The sequence below is a fragment of the Cupriavidus alkaliphilus genome, assembly GCF_900094595.1.
Classification (GTDB): Bacteria; Pseudomonadota; Gammaproteobacteria; order Burkholderiales; family Burkholderiaceae; genus Cupriavidus; species Cupriavidus alkaliphilus.
The window spans coordinates 45,014-63,874 of record NZ_FMAD01000012.1 but is presented as its reverse complement, the minus strand read 5'-3'; the positions used below and the strand labels follow the sequence as shown (position 1 = coordinate 63,874).

Annotated in this window: 18 protein-coding genes; 12 read left to right on the top strand and 6 right to left on the bottom strand. The window is 67.9% G+C overall.

Annotated features, from left to right (window positions below; all coding sequences use genetic code 11):
- Positions 1-52: 52 nt before the first annotated feature.
- From GA0116996_RS22610 to GA0116996_RS22600, 3 genes are all read right to left on the bottom strand, one after another.
- Complete coding sequence (locus GA0116996_RS22610) at positions 53-1,072, bottom strand: FecR domain-containing protein (RefSeq protein WP_244159959.1); 1,020 nt, start codon at positions 1,070-1,072, stop codon at positions 53-55.
- Positions 1,065-1,574: a sigma-70 family RNA polymerase sigma factor gene (locus tag GA0116996_RS22605; protein ID WP_092316271.1), complete on the bottom strand. Its 510-nt coding sequence runs from the start codon at positions 1,572-1,574 to the stop codon at positions 1,065-1,067. The genes GA0116996_RS22610 and GA0116996_RS22605 overlap by 8 nt, the downstream gene beginning before the upstream one ends.
- 480 nt (positions 1,575-2,054) lie before the next feature.
- Entirely contained in the window at positions 2,055-3,635 is a 1,581-nt protein-coding gene (locus GA0116996_RS22600; protein WP_092316069.1) for an isocitrate lyase, read from the bottom strand.
- 472 nt (positions 3,636-4,107) lie between these two features.
- On the opposite strand from GA0116996_RS22600, the gene flhB reads away from it, so the two are divergent.
- The 6 genes from flhB to GA0116996_RS22570 all read left to right on the top strand — a co-directional run bounded on the left by flhB (position 4,108) and on the right by GA0116996_RS22570 (position 11,717).
- Positions 4,108-5,250, top strand: a complete 1,143-nt coding sequence (gene flhB / locus GA0116996_RS22595) for a flagellar biosynthesis protein FlhB (RefSeq protein WP_092316067.1) — start codon at positions 4,108-4,110, stop codon at positions 5,248-5,250.
- A complete protein-coding gene (gene flhA, locus GA0116996_RS22590) occupies positions 5,247-7,328 on the top strand; it encodes a flagellar biosynthesis protein FlhA (RefSeq protein WP_092316065.1) in 2,082 nt (693 codons plus the stop codon). Before flhB ends, flhA begins: the two co-directional genes overlap by 4 nt.
- 10 nt (positions 7,329-7,338) lie before the next feature.
- Complete coding sequence (gene flhF, locus GA0116996_RS22585; RefSeq protein ID WP_092316063.1) at positions 7,339-9,663, top strand: flagellar biosynthesis GTPase FlhF; 2,325 nt, start codon at positions 7,339-7,341, stop codon at positions 9,661-9,663.
- A gap of 11 nt (positions 9,664-9,674) precedes the next feature.
- Positions 9,675-10,466 (top strand): MinD/ParA family ATP-binding protein, encoded by a 792-nt coding sequence (locus GA0116996_RS22580; RefSeq protein ID WP_092316061.1) that lies wholly within the window; start codon positions 9,675-9,677, stop codon positions 10,464-10,466.
- 97 nt (positions 10,467-10,563) lie between these two features.
- Positions 10,564-11,280 carry an RNA polymerase sigma factor FliA gene (locus GA0116996_RS22575; protein WP_092316269.1) on the top strand — a complete coding sequence of 239 codons (717 nt, stop codon included), beginning with the start codon at positions 10,564-10,566 and terminating at the stop codon, positions 11,278-11,280.
- On the top strand, positions 11,280-11,717 hold the full coding sequence (locus GA0116996_RS22570; protein ID WP_092316059.1) for a flagellar protein FlhE: 438 nt from the start codon (positions 11,280-11,282) through the stop codon (positions 11,715-11,717). The genes GA0116996_RS22575 and GA0116996_RS22570 overlap by 1 nt, the downstream gene beginning before the upstream one ends.
- A 687-nt stretch (positions 11,718-12,404) precedes the next feature.
- On the opposite strand, the gene GA0116996_RS22565 is transcribed toward GA0116996_RS22570, so the two are convergent.
- The 3 genes from GA0116996_RS22565 to flgA form a co-directional block, all read right to left on the bottom strand.
- Positions 12,405-12,866, bottom strand: a complete 462-nt coding sequence (locus GA0116996_RS22565) for a flagellar protein FlgN (protein ID WP_092316057.1) — start codon at positions 12,864-12,866, stop codon at positions 12,405-12,407.
- Positions 12,867-12,871: 5 nt separating this feature from the next.
- Positions 12,872-13,192 (bottom strand): flagellar biosynthesis anti-sigma factor FlgM, encoded by a 321-nt coding sequence (gene flgM, locus GA0116996_RS22560; protein ID WP_092316055.1) that lies wholly within the window; start codon positions 13,190-13,192, stop codon positions 12,872-12,874.
- A 163-nt stretch (positions 13,193-13,355) separates the two neighbouring features.
- A complete protein-coding gene (flgA, locus tag GA0116996_RS22555; protein ID WP_092316053.1) occupies positions 13,356-14,147 on the bottom strand; it encodes a flagellar basal body P-ring formation chaperone FlgA in 792 nt (263 codons plus the stop codon).
- Positions 14,148-14,381: 234 nt separating this feature from the next.
- Between flgA and flgB the strand changes: the two genes are divergently transcribed.
- The 6 genes from flgB to flgG all read left to right on the top strand — a co-directional run bounded on the left by flgB (position 14,382) and on the right by flgG (position 18,856).
- Complete coding sequence (gene flgB, locus GA0116996_RS22550) at positions 14,382-14,789, top strand: flagellar basal body rod protein FlgB (protein ID WP_092316051.1); 408 nt, start codon at positions 14,382-14,384, stop codon at positions 14,787-14,789.
- 15 nt (positions 14,790-14,804) lie between these two features.
- The gene (gene flgC, locus GA0116996_RS22545) at positions 14,805-15,212 is read left to right on the top strand and encodes a flagellar basal body rod protein FlgC (RefSeq protein ID WP_018006607.1); all 408 of its coding nucleotides are present in this window, start codon (positions 14,805-14,807) and stop codon (positions 15,210-15,212) included.
- 58 nt (positions 15,213-15,270) lie between these two features.
- Positions 15,271-15,936 (top strand): flagellar hook assembly protein FlgD, encoded by a 666-nt coding sequence (gene flgD, locus GA0116996_RS22540; RefSeq protein WP_092316049.1) that lies wholly within the window; start codon positions 15,271-15,273, stop codon positions 15,934-15,936.
- A 76-nt stretch (positions 15,937-16,012) separates the two neighbouring features.
- Entirely contained in the window at positions 16,013-17,239 is a 1,227-nt protein-coding gene (gene flgE, locus GA0116996_RS22535) for a flagellar hook protein FlgE (RefSeq protein ID WP_092316047.1), read from the top strand.
- A 26-nt stretch (positions 17,240-17,265) separates the two neighbouring features.
- Positions 17,266-18,009: a flagellar basal-body rod protein FlgF gene (flgF, locus tag GA0116996_RS22530; RefSeq protein WP_092316045.1), complete on the top strand. Its 744-nt coding sequence runs from the start codon at positions 17,266-17,268 to the stop codon at positions 18,007-18,009.
- 61 nt (positions 18,010-18,070) lie between these two features.
- Positions 18,071-18,856 (top strand): flagellar basal-body rod protein FlgG, encoded by a 786-nt coding sequence (gene flgG / locus GA0116996_RS22525; protein ID WP_092316043.1) that lies wholly within the window; start codon positions 18,071-18,073, stop codon positions 18,854-18,856.
- Positions 18,857-18,861 lie beyond the last annotated feature (5 nt).

Sequence of the window (18,861 nt, the reverse complement as noted above, 5' to 3'; positions counted from 1 at the left end):
ACTTTTTCTGAAAAATTTTTCTGGCAGGTGCGCGACAAGGTCTCAGCCAGGGTCAGTGACCCTCTGCCGGCCCCACCATGACCCAGAATCGGGTGAGATACGACACCCGGATCGGCTGCGAATGGGCCAGGAAGCGCAGCGCGCGATCGGTATCGGCAATCCGGTAGGCGCCGGATACGCGCAGGTCGCCCACGCGCGGATCGCAGGCGATGCGGCCGGTGCGGTAGCGCTCCAGTTCCGCCAGCACATCGGCCAGGCGCATGTCATTGCCGGCGATCACGCCGTCCGCCCACCCGTCCGCGGCGATTGGCGGCGCGGCCGACCGTCCCGCTTGCGTGCGCGACATCGTCCATGTGGTGCCCGGCTCTGCCACCCCGCGGGCTGCACCGCCGCCGGGGTGCATCTCCACCGCGCCTTCCTGCACGCTGACGCGCGCATGGTCCGCTTCGATCCGCACCACAAAGCGCGTGCCAAGCGCGCGCAGCGAGCCAAACGGCGTCTGCACCCAGAACGGCTGCGCGGCAAAGCGGGCGTCGTGGCCGGTCGTTACCAACACCTCGCCGCGCCGCAATGCCACCACGCGATGGCCGGGATCGAAGCGGGTATCTATCGCGGTGTCGGTATTGAGCACGACCGTGGTGCCGTCTTCCAGGCGCAGCGTGCGTTGCTCGCCGGTGCCGGTGCTGGCGTCGGCGCGCCAGCGCTGCCAGGGTGCGAACTGGCTCGCCGCCGACACCGCCAGCACGGAAACCCCGCCGAAAGCCAGCGTCTTGAGCGCTTTCCGGCGGCCGCCGGCGCCACTCTTGCGCAGCGCGTCCGCGGCTTGCAGTGTGGGCAGGGCCAGGTTTGGCGGCACGCTGGCGAAATCGTCGCGCAGCGACTGCATGCGCTGCCACGCCAGCGCATGGCGCGAATCCGCCCGCAGCCATTGCGCGAACCGCTCGCGCGCGCCTGCGTCAGCCTGGCTGAACTGGAGCCGCACCGCCCATTGCACGGCCTGGTCGACAATATCGGATGGAATCGACGGTGGCGAAGCAGGGTCTGGCGCACCGCGCGCCGCGGCGTCAGTCACCGAAGCGCACGGTATAGCAGTGCCGCAGCGCCGTGCCGACATAGCGTTCGGCGGTCGACAGCGACACGCCCAGCCGTTCGGCGATTTGCGGGCAGGTCAGTCCTTCGAGCTGGGCCCACAGGAATGCGCTGCGCACCCTGGGCTTGAGCGCATCCAGCAAGCGGTCGATCTCGATCAGCGTCTGCAGGAAGGCAAGGCGGCTTTCCGGCGAGGGCGCGTGCGCCTCGGGGAGTTGCGCCAGGGTTTCCAGCCAGGCGCGCTCCAGGGCGCGCCGGCGCCAATGATCGATGACCAGCCCGTCGGCAATGCGGCCCAGGTACAGGCGTGGTTCGCGAATCGGAACTTGGTCGCGGTTCAGCAACCGCAGGAACACATCCTGCGCAAGGTCGGCCGCATCGCACGCATTGCCCAGCTTGCGCCGCAACCAGCCTTGCAGCCAGCCATGGTGATCGTGGTAGAGCGCGCAAACCTGTGCGCTGACGACGGGTTCGGCAGCGGCCATGGCAGCCGTGCGCCTCAGCGCGCCGTCGCGGGCATCGCCATGCCCGGCTGAAGGTTTGCTGCGTATGAGTCCGGCATCACATACCGTGCGACTTTGGCAGAGCAAGGAGCGGCTGCGGGCCGCCCGCGAAGGCTCCCGGCCTTGGCATCAGGCAGGGTCGGCATGAAAAACATCGGTGTCGGCATGGATGCGAAGTCAGGCTCACCTTCGCGAGATAAGCTGTGGAAGGGCTGGATAAATGTAACTCATTCTCAGTTAGAGGGAAAGCCAGCGTTGCGAGTGAGAGACAGGGCAGCGGGCTCTATGTCTGAGGGAATTCGGGGCCAGGCGCACGAATGAAAAGCGCGTCGCCGCGACCAAGCAAAAAGGGCTGAGTCCTGTGCAATACAGAACTCAGCCCCTCAGGCCCAGCCTACTGAACCGCCCAAATCCGCAGAGCAGCCCAGTGCGGGTTGACGTCTGGCTTGGCTATTCCAGGAATCAGAACTGATTCATGGTGTTGTCCTTGCCCGCCGCCTTCAGCGCAGCTTCGCCGCTGAAGTATTCCTTGTGGTCATCACCAATATCCGACCCGGACATATTCTGGTGCTTGACACAAGCGATGCCCTGGCGGATTTCCTTGCGCTGCACGCCAGCCACATAACCCAGCATGCCCTGATCACCGAAGTATTCCTTGGCCAGGTTGTCCGTCGACAGCGCAGCAGTGTGGTACGTCGGCAGCGTGATCAGATGGTGGAAGATCCCAGCTTCACGCGACGCGTCGGCCTGGAAGGTGCGGATCTTCTCGTCGGCCAGCTTGGCCAGTTCGCTGTCGTCATATTCCACGCTCATCAGCTGGGCACGGTCGTAGGCCGACACATCCTTGCCCGCTTCCTTCATCGCGTCATACGCTTGCTGGCGGAAATTCAGGGTCCAGTTGAACGAAGGGCTGTTGTTGTACACCAGCTTGGCGTTCGGGATGACCTTGCGGATTTCGTTGACCATGCCGGCGATCTGGGCGATATGCGGCTTTTCGGTTTCGATCCACAGCAGGTCGGCGCCGTTCTGCAGCGCGGTCACGCAGTCCAGCACGCAGCGGGCTTCACCCGTGCCGGCGCGGAACTGGAACAGGTTGCTGGGCAGGCGCTTCGGACGCAGCAGCTTGCCGTCGCGCTTGATGATGACGTCGCCATTGCCCAGTTGGTCGGCCGACAGTTCTTCGCAATCCAGGAACGAGTTGTATTGGTCGCCCAGGTCGCCCGGCTTGGTGGTCACGGCGATCTGCTTGGTCAGGCCGGCGCCCAGCGAGTCGGTGCGGGCGACGATGATGCCGTCGTCAACGCCCAGTTCCAGGAAGGCGTAGCGGATGGCGCGGATCTTGGCCAGGAAGTCCTCATGCGGCACGGTGACCTTGCCGTCCTGGTGGCCGCACTGCTTCTCGTCGGAGACCTGGTTTTCGATCTGGATGCAGCAGGCGCCGGCTTCGATGAATTGCTTGGCCAGCAGGTAGGTCGCTTCGGCGTTGCCGAAACCGGCGTCGATGTCGGCGATGATGGGCACGACGTGGGTGACGTGGTTGTCGATCTTTTGCTGGATCGCGGCCTTTTCGGCACCGGTGGCGGCGTCGAGCTGGCGGAACAGGCCGCCCAGTTCACGGGCGTCGGCCTGGCGCAGGAAGGTGTACAGCTCGCGGATCAGCGCGCTGACCGAAGTCTTCTCGTGCATCGACTGGTCCGGCAGCGGGCCGAACTCGGAGCGCAGCGCGGCGACCATCCAGCCGGACAGGTACAGGTAGCGGCGTTCGGTGCTGTTGAAGTGCTTCTTGATGGAAATCATCTTCTGCTGGCCGATAAAACCGTGCCAGCAGCCCAGCGACTGGGTGTACTTCGACGGGTCCGCATCGTAGGCGGCCATGTCGGCGCGCATGATCTTGGCGGTGTACTTGGCGATGTCCAGGCCCGTCTTGAACTTGTTCTGCGCGCGCATGCGGGCAGCGTACTCGGGGTTGATGGCGTTCCAGGCGCTGCCCTGGGTTTCTTTCAAAGCAGCCACTGCCTTGATGTCGTCTTGATACTGGGCCATGTCAGTTTCCTAAGATAAGGCGCGTTTGAGAAAAATCGTTTGGCGTGCCGACCGTGGGTCGAAGCAAACAGCGTGGACTTATTGTAGGGGGATCTGGCTCGGTTGCGGCCTAGTCTTATATAAGACATAAGACTTTGTTTGCCCTTAAATTTCAATGGGTTAGGCATCAATTTTCATGATGCGGAATGTTTTTTCGCAGAACGAAACCCGGCGCGGCGCTGCCAGCGACGAAAATCCCACGATGTGAAACGCTCTTTCAGTCAGCGGGCAGAAGCTGCTCCAAGAGCCCTTCGGTCGGCGGCTTCGTCACTTTTCCTCTAAAGACTCTCGGGCGGCCCGCCGTTAACCTGATGCGTCCCCCATATCCCAAACAGCACCCAATTCCCCCGCCTTTTCGCGCGAATGGGAACACCCCCGCGCTTCGATAATCCCCGCTGACGAATAGCGGCTGGCCGCTTCGCACGGAGCGTGGATGTCCGAAGAAAGCGATCTCGAGAAAACCGAACCCGCCTCACCCCGGCGCCTGGAAAAGGCGCGCGAGGAGGGGCAGGTGGTGCGTTCGCGCGAGCTGGCCACGTTCGTCATGCTGATTGCCGGCGTCACCGGCCTGTGGACGCTTGGCGGCCACCTAGGCCGCAGCCTGAACCAGGTGATGCAGGGCGCGCTGCGCTTCGAGCGAGCCACGGCTTTCGATCCGTCTCGCATGCTGTCGCGCTTTGCGCTGATGGTGTGGGACAGCCTGCTGGCCTTCCTGCCGTTGCTGCTGCTGTTCGGCGTGGCCGCGCTGGCCGCGCCGCTGCTGCTGGGCGGCTGGGTGTTCTCGGCCAAGTCGTTCGCGCCGCAGTTTTCGCGCCTGTCGCCGCTGGCGGGGCTGGGGCGGATGTTCTCCGCGCACTCGCTGGTGGAGCTGCTCAAGGCGGTGGCCAAGTCGCTGCTGGTGGGCGCGGTCGGCGCGTGGGTGCTGTGGCGGCGCTTGCCCGAGGCCATCGCGCTGATGAATGCGCCGGTGCAGGAGGCGCTGCTGCACATGGTGGACCTGGTGATGTTCTGCTGCCTGGTGGTGTCGCTGTCGCTGCTGGTGGTGGCGGCCATCGACGTGCCGTGGCAGTACTGGGAGTTCTTCAAGAAGCTGCGCATGACCAAGGAAGAGGTCAAGCAGGAATTCAAGGAGAGCGAGGGCGATCCCCATATCAAGAACCGCATCCGTCAGCAGCAGCGCGCCATGGCACGCCGCCGCATGATGACCGAGGTGCCCAAGGCCGATGTGGTGGTGACCAACCCCACGCACTTTGCGGTGGCGCTGCGCTATGAGGAAGGGCGCATGGGCGCGCCGCGCGTGGTGGCCAAGGGCACCGGCGATGTTGCCGCGCGCATCCGCGCGCTGGCCGCGGAGCACCGCGTGCCGCTGATGTCGGCGCCGCCGCTGGCGCGCGCGCTGCACCGCCATGTGGAGCTGGGCCAGGAAATCCCGGCCGGCCTCTATACCGCCGTGGCCGAAGTGCTGGCCTGGGTCTATCAACTGAAGCACTGGCACTACTCGCAGGGGCCGCAGCCGCAGGCGCCGGCGGACCTGCAGGTGCCCGATGAACTCGCCGTACCGGAAATGCGCGAATGAACGCACTAAGCAACCTGCTCAACCTGCCCGGCCTGCGCTCGGCCGGCCAGCTCAAGGCCATGACCGGGCCGCTGCTGATCATCATGATCCTGGGGATGATGATCCTGCCGCTGCCGCCCTTTGTGCTGGACCTGCTGTTCACCTTCAATATCGCGCTGGCGATCATGGTGCTGCTGGTCAGCATGTACACGCAGAAGCCGCTGGATTTTGCGGCGTTCCCGGCGGTGCTGCTGTTCACCACGCTGCTGCGGCTGTCGCTGAACGTGGCGTCCACGCGCGTGGTGCTGCTGGAAGGGCATACCGGCCCGGACGCGGCCGGCAAGGTGGTGGAGGCCTTCGGCCACTTCCTGGTGGGCGGCAACTTTGCCGTGGGCATCGTGGTGTTCGCCATCCTGGTGGTGATCAACTTCATGGTGATCACCAAGGGTGCGGGGCGTATCGCCGAAGTCGGCGCGCGCTTCATGCTGGACTCGATGCCGGGCAAGCAGATGTCGATCGACGCCGACCTGAACGCCGGCCTGATCGACGAAGCCGCCGCCAAGAAGCGCCGCGCCGAAGTGGCGCAGGAATCCGACTTCTACGGCGCCATGGACGGTGCCAGCAAGTTCGTGCGCGGCGATGCCGTGGCGGGCCTGCTGATCATGTTTATCAACGTGGCCGCGGGCATGGTGGTGGGCATGGTCCAGCATGACCTGGACTTCGGCACCGCCGTGCACAACTACACGCTGCTGACCATCGGCGATGGCCTGGTGGCGCAGATTCCGGCGCTGGTGATCTCCACCGCCGCCGGCGTGATCGTCTCGCGCGTGTCGAACGAGCAGGACGTGGGCGAGCAGCTCACCGGCCAGCTCTTTGCCAACCCGCGCGTGCTGTACCTGACCGCGGGCATCATCGGCCTGATGGGCATCATCCCGGGCATGCCGCACTTTGCCTTCCTGCTGCTGGCGGGCACGCTGGTGTGGATGGGCCGTTATGTCGCGCGCCGCGCGGCCACGCAGGCGCAGACCAAACAGCGTGAAGAGCGTACGCCGGCGGTCGCGCAGGAATCGACTGAAGCCAGCTGGGACGACGTCACGCTGGTGGACCCGCTCGGCATGGAAGTGGGCTACCGCCTGATCACGCTGGTGGACCGCGCGCAGGACGGCGAGCTGCTGGGCCGCATCAAGAGCATCCGCAAGAAGGTGGCGCAGGAAATCGGCTTCCTGGTGCCGGTGGTGCATATCCGCGACAACCTGGAACTGAAGCCCAACGCCTACCGCATCACGCTCAAGGGCGTGGAGATCGGCCGCGGCGAAGCCATGCCGGGCCAGTGGATGGCGATCAACCCCGGACAGGTCAGCGGCACGCTGCCGGGCGCCGCCACGCGCGATCCGGCCTTCGGCTTGCCGGCGGTGTGGATCGATGCCGGCATCAAGGAGCAGGCGCAGGCCTACGGCTACACGGTGGTCGACGCCAGCACGGTGGTGGCCACGCACCTGAACCACCTGATCCACATGCACGCGGCCGAGCTGCTGGGCCGCCAGGAAGTGCAGGCGCTGCTGGACCGCATCGCCAAGGATTCGCCCAAGCTGACCGAAGACCTGGTGCCGAAGACGATTTCGCTGACTGCGCTGCAGAAGATCCTGCAGAACCTGCTGGACGAAGGCGTGCCGATCCGCGACATGCGCACCATCCTCGATGTGGTGGCCGAGCACGCGCCCAAGATCAGCGATCCGAACGAGCTGACCGCGATGGTGCGCGTGGCGCTGGGCCGCGCCATCACGCAGCAGCTGTTCCCGAACAATGCCGACCTGCAGGTGATCGGCCTCGATGCCGGCCTGGAGCGCGTGCTGTCGCAGGCGCTGACCAACGGCGGCGGCATCGAGCCAGGCCTGGCCGACGCGCTGCTGCAGCAGACCCAGGGCGCGGTCACGCGCCAGGAACAGATGGGCATGGACCCGGTGCTGCTGGTGCCGTCGCAGCTGCGTCCGCTGATGGCGCGCTTCCTGCGCCGCACCATGCCGCAGCTGCGGGTGCTGTCGCACGCCGAGGTGCCCGACAACCGCAATATCCGCATCACCGCCATGATCGGCGCGTGAGGAGCCATAGATGAGCGTAGCCAAGTTTGTCGCGGCCAACGGCCGCGAAGCCATGCGCCAGGTGCGCGAAGCCATGGGCCCCGATGCCGTGGTGCTGTCCAACCGCACCGTCGAGGGCGGCGTGGAGATCGTCGCCATGCGCGATACGGACCTGGGCAGCGTGTCCGCCACGGCGCAGGTGTATGTGCCGCCCGCACCGGCGGCCGAGCCTGCCGCCATCGGCGACCTGCGCGGCGAGCTGCAATCGATGCGGGCGATGCTGGAGCGCCAGCTGGCCGGCATCAGCGCGGCCCCGGGCGTAGCCCCGAGCGCGGCGGCGCACGGTGTGGCCGCGAGCGATCCGCTGCGCGAATCGCTGTTCGAATGGCTGGTGGGCGCGGGCTTTTCCGGGCAACTGGCGCGCACGCTGCTGGCGCGGCTGCCGCTGGGCTATGACCGGCCCGCGGCGATGGGCTGGATCCGCGCGGAGCTGGCCAGCAAGCTGCCGGTGCTGGCCGACGAAGACCACCTGTTCGCGCAAGGCGGCGTGCTGGCGCTGGTGGGCCCCACCGGCGTGGGCAAGACCACCACCACGGCCAAGCTGGCGGCGCGCTTCGTGCTGCGCCACGGCGCCGACAAGCTGGCGCTGCTGACTACCGACAGCTTCCGTATCGGTGCCCATGAGCAGCTGCGCATCTATGGCGACATCCTGGGCGTGCCGGTGCATGCGGTCAAGGACGCCGCCGACCTGCGCTTTGCGCTGGCGGCGATGAAGGACAAGCACCTGGTGATCATCGACACCGTCGGCATGAGCCAGCGTGACCGCAGCCTGTCGGAGCAGATCGCCATGCTGGCCGGCGTGCCCGCGCCGGTGCAGCGCGTGCTGCTGCTCAACGGCGCCAGCCACGGCGACACCCTCAATGAAGTGGTGCATGCCTACCGCCATGACGCCGCGCCGGATGGCGGCGGCATCGACGGCTGCATCATCAGCAAGCTGGACGAAGCGACCCACCTGGGATCGGTGCTGGACGTGGTGATCCGCCACCGATTGCCTGTCTTCTATGCCTCCACCGGGCAGCGCGTGCCCGAGCACCTGGAACTGGCCAGCAGCACCGCGCTGGTGGAGCGCGCCTTCCTGACGCCGCGCCGCGGCTCGGTGTTTGCCGATGCCGATGCCGCGCGCCGTGCCGCCGCTGGTGCGGGGGAAGAGACAACTGCGCGCGGTGGCGCCACCGACGTGCTGCGCTCGCTGACCGACAGCGCCGACGCGCTGGGCCAGTGCGTGGCCGAACTCAATGGCGCGGGCCTGGGCTTCGACCTGGCGCGCTCGCTGTGGCAACAGCGCAGCGCCGGCGCGCCCGCCCTGCGCGCCATGTCGCAGCAGGTGCGCGAAGCCGTGTGCCGGGATGTGACGCGCCAGTGCGAGCAGTACGTGCTGGCCGTTGCCGCCACGCTGCAGGTGGCCGTGCCCGGACGCCGTTCGCCCCAGCCGACGCAGCACACGCTGTGGCTGGCCGACCGCAACGGCATGCCGCTGGCGGCAGCCGTCACCCCCACTGGCCGTGCCGGCCAGCCGCTGGGCGAAGCCGAATCCGATGCCGCCAACCTGCGCGCCGCGATGAGCGCCGCGCGCAAGGTCGTCAATCTGCTCGAGGCGATGCCGTCCGCCGCCACGCTGGCGCGCTGGCAGCAGGCCGGCGAGCGCTGGGTGGCCAGCGCGCGCAAGACCGCGCGCGTGGTCAGCGCCGGCGCCGCGTGGAAGCTCGATGCGCTGGCGGACACGCTGACCTTCCACGCCGTCGGCGAAGACACCGTGCGCGAGCGCGATGCCGTGCGCTGGCTGGCAACTGCCGACGTGCGCGTGCCGGACAGCCCGGTGCGCGGCAAGGGCACGCCCGACGGCGGCATCGACGCCTGCCTGGTGGTGGCCCGCCTGGCCGACCGCGCCACCGGCGAGCTGCTCGATACGCGCTACCTGCTGTGCGATCCGGCCCTGGCGCAGGATGCCGCGCAGGTGGCGCGCTGGGCGCTGTGGACCGATGCGGCCGAGGCCGGCCTGCGCACGCTGCGCCATGCCATCGACCATTTCGCGCAGGATGCGCACGATGCCGCCGGCGCCGCCGTGGCCGCGCTGCAGCTGGGCATGTCGGTGCTGCGCCTGGAACACGCGCCGACCGCGGCCGCGCCCGCGTTCCTGGCGCGCCTGGCCGGCCGAGCGGTGCGCCCGGGCGCGCCGGTGCCGGGCACCGTGCTCAATGAAGGCATGGGCCGCATGCTGGCCCTGCTCGACGTGCTGGAAAACTATCCGGGCCGCGGCGCCGCAGCGCCTGCCGCTACCGCGGAGGCCGTGCAGTGAGTTCCCTCGCCATGGATCAGGCCGAGAGCCTGCGCCGGATGCTGGCGCCGCGCACCACGCGCCGCATCGCCGTGCTCGCCAGCGAACGCGGCGCCGGTGCCACCACCGTGGCGCTGGGTCTATCGCATGCGCTGGCGATGCAGGGCGAGCGCGTGCTGCTGGTAGACGAAGACGCCAACGCCCGTGCCACGCGCTTGTCCGGCGCCAGGCCGGTGGGCACGCTGGCTGACGTTCACGCGGGCCGGCTGTCGCTGGAGGCTGCGGCGGGTGTGAGCCCGCAAGGTGTGCTGTCGGTGGTGCCGGCGGGCCGGCCGGTGCCGGGTGCTGCCTTGCCGACGGCGGCGACGAACGATTTTCGCAGCGTGCTCGTTGATGCCGGCCTCGATGCCGACGGCGCGCTGTCGCCGCTTGCGGGCGCTGCGCACAACGTGCTGGTGGTGATGCGTCCGGAGCTGGCGTCGATCACCGCCGCCTACGCGTGCATCAAGCGGCTGCACCACCTGTATGCGTGGCGCCAGTTCCACCTGATCGTCAACCTGGCGGCCAGCGAAGCCACGGTGCAGGCCATCCTGCGCAACCTGGCGCGCACCGCCAGCCAGTACCTCGGCGTCGAAGTGCTGTGCGCGGGCTGGCTGCCGGCCGACCCGCTGGTGGCGCGCGCCGCGCAGCTGGGCCGCTGCGTGGTCGAGGCCTTCCCGGCGGCACCGGCCACCGCGGCCCTGCGCCGCAGCGCCGGAGGCATCGGCGCCTGGCCGCTGCGCGCGGATGCCGCCGCGCCAGCAGCTGCGCCCGCCATGGCCTGAGCCTGCCAGCCATGCCACCCGAAACCACCACACCCTGAGCCAGCCGGCACGCAAAAGCGCGCCGGTCCAGCCATCCAGCAGTCACGAGAATTGCACCATGTACACGATCCAGGGAAAGCTCGAACAGGCCGATGTGGTCAAGGCGCACGCCCAGCTGGTGCGGCGCATCGCGCTGCAGCTCGCCGCCAGGCTGCCCGCCAGCGTGCAGATCGACGACCTGATCCAGGCCGGCATGATCGGCCTGCTCGACGCCGCCAAGCGCTATGAAGACACCCACGGCGCGCGCTTCGAGACCTACGCCAGCCAGCGCATCCGCGGCGCCATGCTCGACGAAGTGCGCGCCAACGACTGGCAATCGCGCAGCCTGCGCCAGTTCACCCGCCGCATCGAACGCACCCAGCGCAACCTGGAACAGAAGCTCGGCCGCACGCCCATCGACTCCGAAGTGGCCGAGGCCATGGAGATGCCGCTGGACGAATACCAGCTGCTGCTCAACGAGGTCTATGGCTGCCAGTTGCTGCACTATGAAGACTTCGAGCGCTCCGGGGAGGAAGACTTCCTGGACCGCCACCTCGGCGGCAGCGATGACGGCAACCCGCTCACCGTGCTGATGGAAAGCGGCATGCGCGAGGCGCTGGTGCGCGCCATCGAACGCCTGCCCGAGCGCGAAAAGCTGGTGCTGTCGCTGTGCTATGACCAGGAACTGAACCTGCGCGAAATCGGCGCAGTGCTCGACGTGACCGAGTCGCGCGTATGCCAGATCCGCGGCCAGGCCATCAACCGGCTGCGCAACCAGTTGCGCGGCCTGCTGTAATGCCGGGGAAGGCGCGCGTCGCCCGTGGCGCCTGCTGCCTGCTGGCAGCCATCTCGGCATGCGCGTGGGCCGCGTTCGATGCAGGCACCCGTCATGCCTGGACCGGCTCGGTCAACGGCCCGGCCCTGTACGGCCGCGGCCAGCGCGCGGTGTCGCCGCCGATCTTGCCCACCGGCGTGTTGCCGCAATCAGAAGGGGTGATTACCTCGGTGCGCTGGCGCTACAGCTTTGCCAAGACGCCGCCGCAGGAACTGCAGGCCTACCTGTGCAATGCCCAGCGCTGCGTGCTGCTGCCGCAGGCTGAGGGCAAGACCGATGCGTTCTTGGGCGACGATGCCACCAAGGGGTTTGTGTACGCGTTCCGGGTGCCGGGGCAGGGGAGTCTGGTGCCGGTGTTGCAGGGGCGAAGTAATGAGGTGGTGGTGGGGTTCAGGTAGGGCCTTGCCGCGTCGGGCACACGCGACTTTCAATCGAGCCTTCCAATTCCCGCTTGTGTACTCCCTCTCCCGCTTGCGGGAGAGGGTTGGGGTGAGGGCGGGAATATCAACGAAGTGAAGGCCGTCGCGATTGCCACCGCTGGCCCTCACCCCCGCCCCTCTCCCGCAAGCGGGAGAGGGGAGAAAACCCGCAGCGGCATCATTGCCTCGAGCCTTCCAAATTTCCACTTGTGTACTCCCTCTCCCGCTTGCGGGAGAGGGTTGGGGTGAGGGCGGGAGTATCGACGAAGTGAAGGCCATCGCTATTGCCACCGCTGGCCCTCTCCCCCGGCCCCTCTCCCGCAAGCGGGAGAGGGGAGAAAGCCCGCAGCAGCATCAACGCCTCGGGGCTTCCCCATTCCCGCTTGTGTACTCCCTCTCCCGCTTGCGGGAGAGGGTTGGGGTGAGGGCGGGAGCGTCGACGAAGTGAAGGCTGTCGCTATTGCACGCGCCGGCCCTCACCCCCGCCCCTCTCCCGCAAGCGGGAGAGGGGAGAAAACCCGCAGCGATATTATTGCCTCGGGCTTTCCCATTTCAGATTGCGTACTCCCTCTCCCGCTGCGGGAAAGGGTTGGGGTCAGGGCGGCAGCATCAACGAAGTGAAGGCTCCCGCCATTGCCACTGTAGAAGGCGCATAGCGGCGGAATCTTAACCAGCCGCCAAACTAACCCCACCCACCCCAGCCGCCGCCTTCCCATCCTTCCCATACAACCCCGCATCCCCGCCACTATGCTGGCGCAGCGCCTGGATGGCTTCACGGGTGAAGTCGAGATGGGCGTCCACAACCGCCCCGTTGAGCGCATTGGCGTCACGCGCGGTGCGGGCCGCAAAGATCAGCCCGCGCCAGGCATCGGCCACCGCCGGTTCGACCTGGCGGCCGAGCAGCTGGCCGTCGGGGCCCGCGCGCAGGCCCAGCGCGCCCATCTGGGCTTCGCGGGTCTTGAGCTGGCGGGACAGGGCCTGGCCCAGTTCTACCTTGCGCGTCAGCAGCCCGCTCAGGGACTGGAAGTCGCCCCGCTTGAGGGCGTCGCGCTCTTCGGCGAGGAGTTGGCCGAAGGCCTGGATGCCTTCGGTTTCGCGCTGCAGGGACTGGATCAGGCTCTGGCTCATGGTGGCTATTTGGCGTCGGCCTGGCCGAGCTCGCGCAGGGTGGCGAGCAGGCCATCGGCAATCTTGCCCGGGTCGATCTTGATCCGGCCTTCGGCGATGGCCTGGCGGATCTCTTCGACCTTGGCGGTATCGATATCGTCGTCAGCCGGCTGGGCCAGGCGGGCGCTGATGTCGCGCACCTGCGCGGCCAGCGGGCTGACGCTCAGGCCGGCGGACGGCGCGGCATCAGTGGCGTCGGCGGCGGCGGCCGGGGCGGCCTGGGGCCGGGCGGCGTCGGCTGCGGCGGCGTCGGCGGGCCGGGACGAGGTGGAGTGGTTGATCTTCACGGGGCGATCCTTGCTGGTTTCCTATGGCATTACGGACGCGCCGGCGAATTCTTTAGGGCGCCTGGCCCGGATTCGCTGCACGGCGGCTGCGGCGGCATTTTCGCACGCCGCTGGCCCCGGAATTCCAGTCATCTCAGCCACGGTTACAGCACTTGGCGCATTGTCATTGCAGCACGACGGTGTCGCCGCTGCGGACCAGGCCATTGACCACCTGGCCGTTGCGCAGCCGGACCTGCACGGTATTGCCGGTGGCGGCGTCGGCCAGCACCTTGCCTTCGCTGGTGATCTGGAAGGCATCGCCCTCGACCGCCACGGTGACGGTCTGCCCCTGGCGCACGGCGATGGCCTTGCGCAGCAGGTCGGTGCGCAGCGGCGAGCCGGCGGCGATCCGGTTGGCGGTGACGGCCCCGGCAAGCTGCGCCGGGTCGGTGATCACCGCGCGCGGCAGCGCGCCCAGGTCGCCCTGGCGGACTTCAATATCGGCCTGGCCGACCGGCTCGCCCGCGCCGAGCGCGCGCGCGGCCACGTAATAGTCGGTCAGCACCGACACGCGCGCCTGCATATAGCGCACCCAGGGCCGCTCGCCACCGCAGCGCACGCCTACCGAAACGCGCCCCCACGGCGAAGCGCCGGCGGGCAGGAAGGGATCGGGCGCGATGCATTCGGGCGCCCGCCCGCCTGACGGCGGCGCTACCTGCACGCTGACCTTGCCCGGCAGCCCGGCGGTCTGCTGCTGCAGGAAGCGTTCGACCGCCATGCGCGCGGGGTCTTCGGTAAAGGGGTTGGCCGCGGCGTGGGCGGGGGTGCCGGCACCGTGCGCGGCCGGCGCCTGCATGGCTACCGGCGTGATCTGCGCCGGCGCGGCGCCGGCGCGGCCAAACAGGCAAGCGCCCAGCAGGCAAGCGCCAAGAGCGGCTTGCGCCAGGCGGCGCGCGTTGCGGCAATGCTGTGTCATCTGGACTTCCCGGCAAGGACGGCGCGCGGCCCCGTGACTGGCTGCGCGCGCCGTATACATCTGTCATCGGGGCCCATTGTAGGCAGCGCCCCGCGCGCGGGCGGGCCGAAATGCGCGGATTTCCCGTCCTTATTCATCCGATTGGCGTGACAGCTCCCCGCCTAAGATGCCAACCCTGAAGAAGCTACGTGCGCTCCGATTGCGGGAGCGCTGGCCCAGCAGGGGAGATGCCAGATGATTGACAGACTTGATGCGGCGCTACGTTTCCAGCAGGAAGCGCTGAGCCTGCGCAACCAGCGGCAGTCGGTGATTGCCTCGAACATCGCGCACGCGGACACGCCCGGCTACAAGGCGCGCGACTTTGATTTCTCCAGCACGCTGGCGCAGACCGTGGAGCGCGGCCACCGCAACGAGGGCGTGTCGCTGTCGACCACCTCGGTGCGCCACCTGCCCGCGCAGGCGCCAGGGCGCGAGGAATTCGACCTGGCCTACCGCATCCCGCTGCAGTCCAGCGTGGACGGCAACACCGTGGAAATGGACACCGAACGCGTGGCCTTTGCCGACAACGCCGTGCATTTCGAATCCGGCCTGACGGTGATGAATTCCAAGATCAAGACCATGCTGGCCGCGATCCAGCAGTAACGGCGGAGCGAACCCATGCCGGCAATGAACATCTTCGACGTCGCGGGCTCGGCCATGGCCGCGCAGTCGCAGCGCATGAACGTGACCGCGTCCAACCTGGCCAACGCCGACAGCGTGGTCAGCCCCGACGGGCAGGCCTACCGCGCCAAGCAGGTGGTGTTCGGCATGGCGCCCACGCCGGGCCAGACCGATATCGGCGGCGTGCAGGTGCAGGGCGTGAGCGAGGATCCGTCGCCCCCGCGCATGGTGCACAACCCCACGCATCCGATGGCCAATGCGCAGGGCTATGTGGTGATGCCCAACGTCAACCCGGTGGAGGAGATGGTCAACATGATCTCTGCCTCGCGCTCGTACCAGGCCAACGTGGAAGTGCTCAACACCGCCAAGAACATGATGCTCAAGACGCTGACGATCGGCCAGTAAGACGCACCGGCCCGTCACGGCAACGGCTCCATCCGCACCTCGCACACAACCAACTGACATGACCACCACCCCACCGGTAGGCAGCAACACGCAAGGCATCAACGATGCGCTCAAGAGCGGCAGCGCCAGCGCGTCCGAGCTGCAGAACAACTTCCTGACCATGCTCGTCACGCAGATGAACAACCAGGATCCGCTCAACCCGATGGACAACGCGCAGCTGACCTCGCAGCTGGCGCAGATCAGCACGGTCAGCGGCATGCAGACCATGAACGCGACGCTGTCGCAGCTGCTGTCGCAGGTCAGCGCCAGCCGCGCCATGGACTCGGCCGCGCTGATCGGCCGTACCGTGATGGTGCCGGGCAAGCAGGTATCGGTGGAAGGCGGCGTGCCGGGCAAGATCGGCGTGGACCTGCCGTCGACCGCGGATGCGGTCACCGTCGACGTGCTCGACAAGGACGGCAACGTGGTGCGCACCATCGACATGAAGGGCCAGACCGCGGGCGTGCACAACATCGCGTGGGACGGCAAGAACAACGCCGGCGTGGCCGTGGCCGACGGCGACTACACCTTCAAGGTGACCGCCACCGCCAACGGCACCTCGGTGCAGCCGGTGGCGCTGGTGTACGGCAAGGTCGAGAGCATCAGCGGCGATGCCACCGGCGTGCTGGTGGACCTGGGCGACGGCCAGACCGCCAACGTCGACGACGTGCGCCGCATTCTTTAATACGCAGATACGCAGGTGCCGGCAGCGCGCGGGCGCAAGCCGGCTTCAACCATAGCCTAGTCAAAAGGAAGCAATCATGGGTTTCGGTCAAGGGGTAAGCGGCCTGAACGCCGCCGCGTCCAACCTGGACGTGATCGGCAACAACATCGCCAACGCCAACACGGTTGGCTACAAGCAATCGGCCGCGCAGTTCGCCGACGTCTACGCCGGCACCAAGATCGGCCTGGGCGTGCGCGTGAACTCGGTGGTGCAGTCGTTCAACCAGGGCAATATCGAGGCCTCGGGCCGGTCCCTGGACGTGGCCATCACCAACGGCAACGGCTTCTTCCGCATGACCAGCCCAGAAGGCGCGGTCTACTACTCGCGCAACGGCCAGTTCCAGCGCCAGGAAGACGGCCGCATCACCAACATGCAGGGCCTGCAGGTGACGGGCTATCCGGCCGGCGTCGCCGGCGGCGCCGGCGTGCAGCCGCAGCCGCTGGTGATCAGCAACGCGCAGATGGAGCCGCGCGCTACCAGCAACATCACCGCCAAGTTCCAGCTGGATTCGCGCGCCACCGTGCCGACGCAGGCGTTTGCCAGCGCGCCCGGCGTGCCGCCGACCAGCAACATGTTCAACTACAGCACGGCGATCAACGTCTATGACTCGCTGGGCAACAAGCAGCAGCTGATGGCGTACTTCGCCAAGTCGGGCGCGGCGCCGACCGTGCCGGGCGGCACTGACTGGCAGATGTACGTGACCGACGTCAACGGCAACGCGGTCGGCGGTGCACCGGTCACGCTGTCGTTCGACAACGCCGGCGCGCTGCAGGCACCCGGCGCGGGCGCGGTCACGCTGACCCAGCCGGCGGCCAACGGCGCCCAGGCCATGGCCATGCGCCTGGACCTGACCGGCACCACCCAGTTCGGTGCCGACAACGACGTCAAGCAGCTCAGCCAGAACGGCTACACCTCGGGCAGCCTGCTGGGCTTCTCGGTCAACGGCGACGGCACCATCGTCGGCAGCTATTCCAACGAGCAGACCAAGCCGCTGGGCCAGATCGTGATGGCCGCGTTCGGCAACGTCGAAGGCCTGAAGCCGGAAGGCGACAACGTGTGGTCGGCCACCGGCGCATCGGGCCAGCCGCTGGTCGGCGTGGCCGGCGGCAGCATGGGCACGCTACGCTCCAACGCGGTGGAAGCCTCCAACGTGGACCTGTCCGGCCAGCTGGTGAACCTGATCGTGGCCCAGCGCAACTACCAGGCCAACGCGCAGACCATCAAGGCGCAGGACACGGTCATGCAGACCCTGGTCAACCTGTGACCGCCACGCTGAGCTGAGCCGCCGCCATGGACCGCATGATCTACACCGCCCTGTCGGGCGCCAAGCAGATACTCGACCAGCAAGCGGCGGTATCGAACAACCTCGCCAACGTCTCGACGCCGGCTTTCCGCGCCCAGGTCAACCTGTACCGCGCGGTGCCGGTGGTCGGGGCGGAGGCCGGCACGCGTGCCTTCACGCTGGCCTCCACGCCGGGTGCCGACATGCGCGCCGGCCCGCTGACCTACACCGGCCGCACGCTGGACGTGGCGCTGCAGGGCAATGGCTGGCTGGTGGTGCAGGCGCCCGACGGCACCGAGGCCTACACCCGCGCCGGCGCGCTGCAGGTGGCGCAGGACGGCCAGGTGCAGACCATCTCCGGGCTGCCGGTGATGGGCGACGGCGGTCCGCTGGCGGTGCCACCGGGCTCGCAGGTGAGCATCGGCACCGACGGCACCATCACCGCGCGCGGCCCGGGCGAAGCCTCGGCCGGCCTGGCGCAGGTGGGCCGGCTGCGCGTGGTCAATCCGCCCAACGACGCCATCGCCCGCGGCGATGACGGCCTGTTCCGCCTGCGCCCCGGCGCGCAGCCGCTCGAGGCCGATCCCACCGTGCGCGTGATTTCGGGCGCGCTCGAGGGCAGCAACGTCAACCCGACCGAAGCCATGGTCGAGATGATTGCCAATGCGCGTCGCTTCGAGATGCAGATGAAGATGATCCAGGGCGCCGACGGCAACGAGCAGCGCGCCAACCAGCTGCTCTCGACCAACTGAACCGAATGACCGGCCGGCGCGGCATCGCCGTGCCGGCCCCCAGCACCCACCAAGGACCCACATGATCCGCTCTCTCTGGATTGCCAAGACCGGCCTCGATGCGCAGCAGACGCAGATGGACGTAATCTCGAACAACCTGGCCAACGTGTCGACCAACGGCTTCAAGCGCGGCCGCGCGGTGTTCGAGGAACTGATGTACCAGACCATCCGCCAGCCCGGCGCGCTGTCGTCGGACCAGACCACGCTGCCCTCCGGCATGCAGCTGGGCACCGGCGTGCGTCCGGTGGCAACCGAGCGCATCCACACCCAAGGCAACCCGCAGCAGACCGGCAATGCCAAGGACGTGGCCATCCTGGGCCAGGGCTTCTTCCAGGTGGCGCTGCCCGACGGCACCACCGCCTATACCCGCGACGGCTCGTTCCAGGTGGACCAGAACGGCCAGCTGGTGACTTCCAGCGGCTTCGTGATCCAGCCCGCCATCACCATCCCCGCCAACACGCTGACGATGACCGTCGGGCGCGACGGCACGGTGTCGGTGACGCAGCCGGGCTCCAGCGCCAACGTGCAGGTGGGGCAGCTGCAGCTGGCCACCTTCATGAACCCGGCCGGCCTGGAAAGCATGGGCGAGAACCTGTATGTGCAGACCGACGCCTCGGGCGCGCCCAACACCACCGTGCCGGGCCTGAACGGCGCGGGCGTGGTGCAGCAGAATTATGTCGAGGCGTCCAACGTGAACGTGGTCGAGGAACTGGTCAGCATGATCCAGACGCAGCGCGCGTACGAGATCAACAGCAAGGCGGTGCAGGCATCCGACCAGATGCTGCAGCGCCTGTCGCAACTGGGTTGATTGGT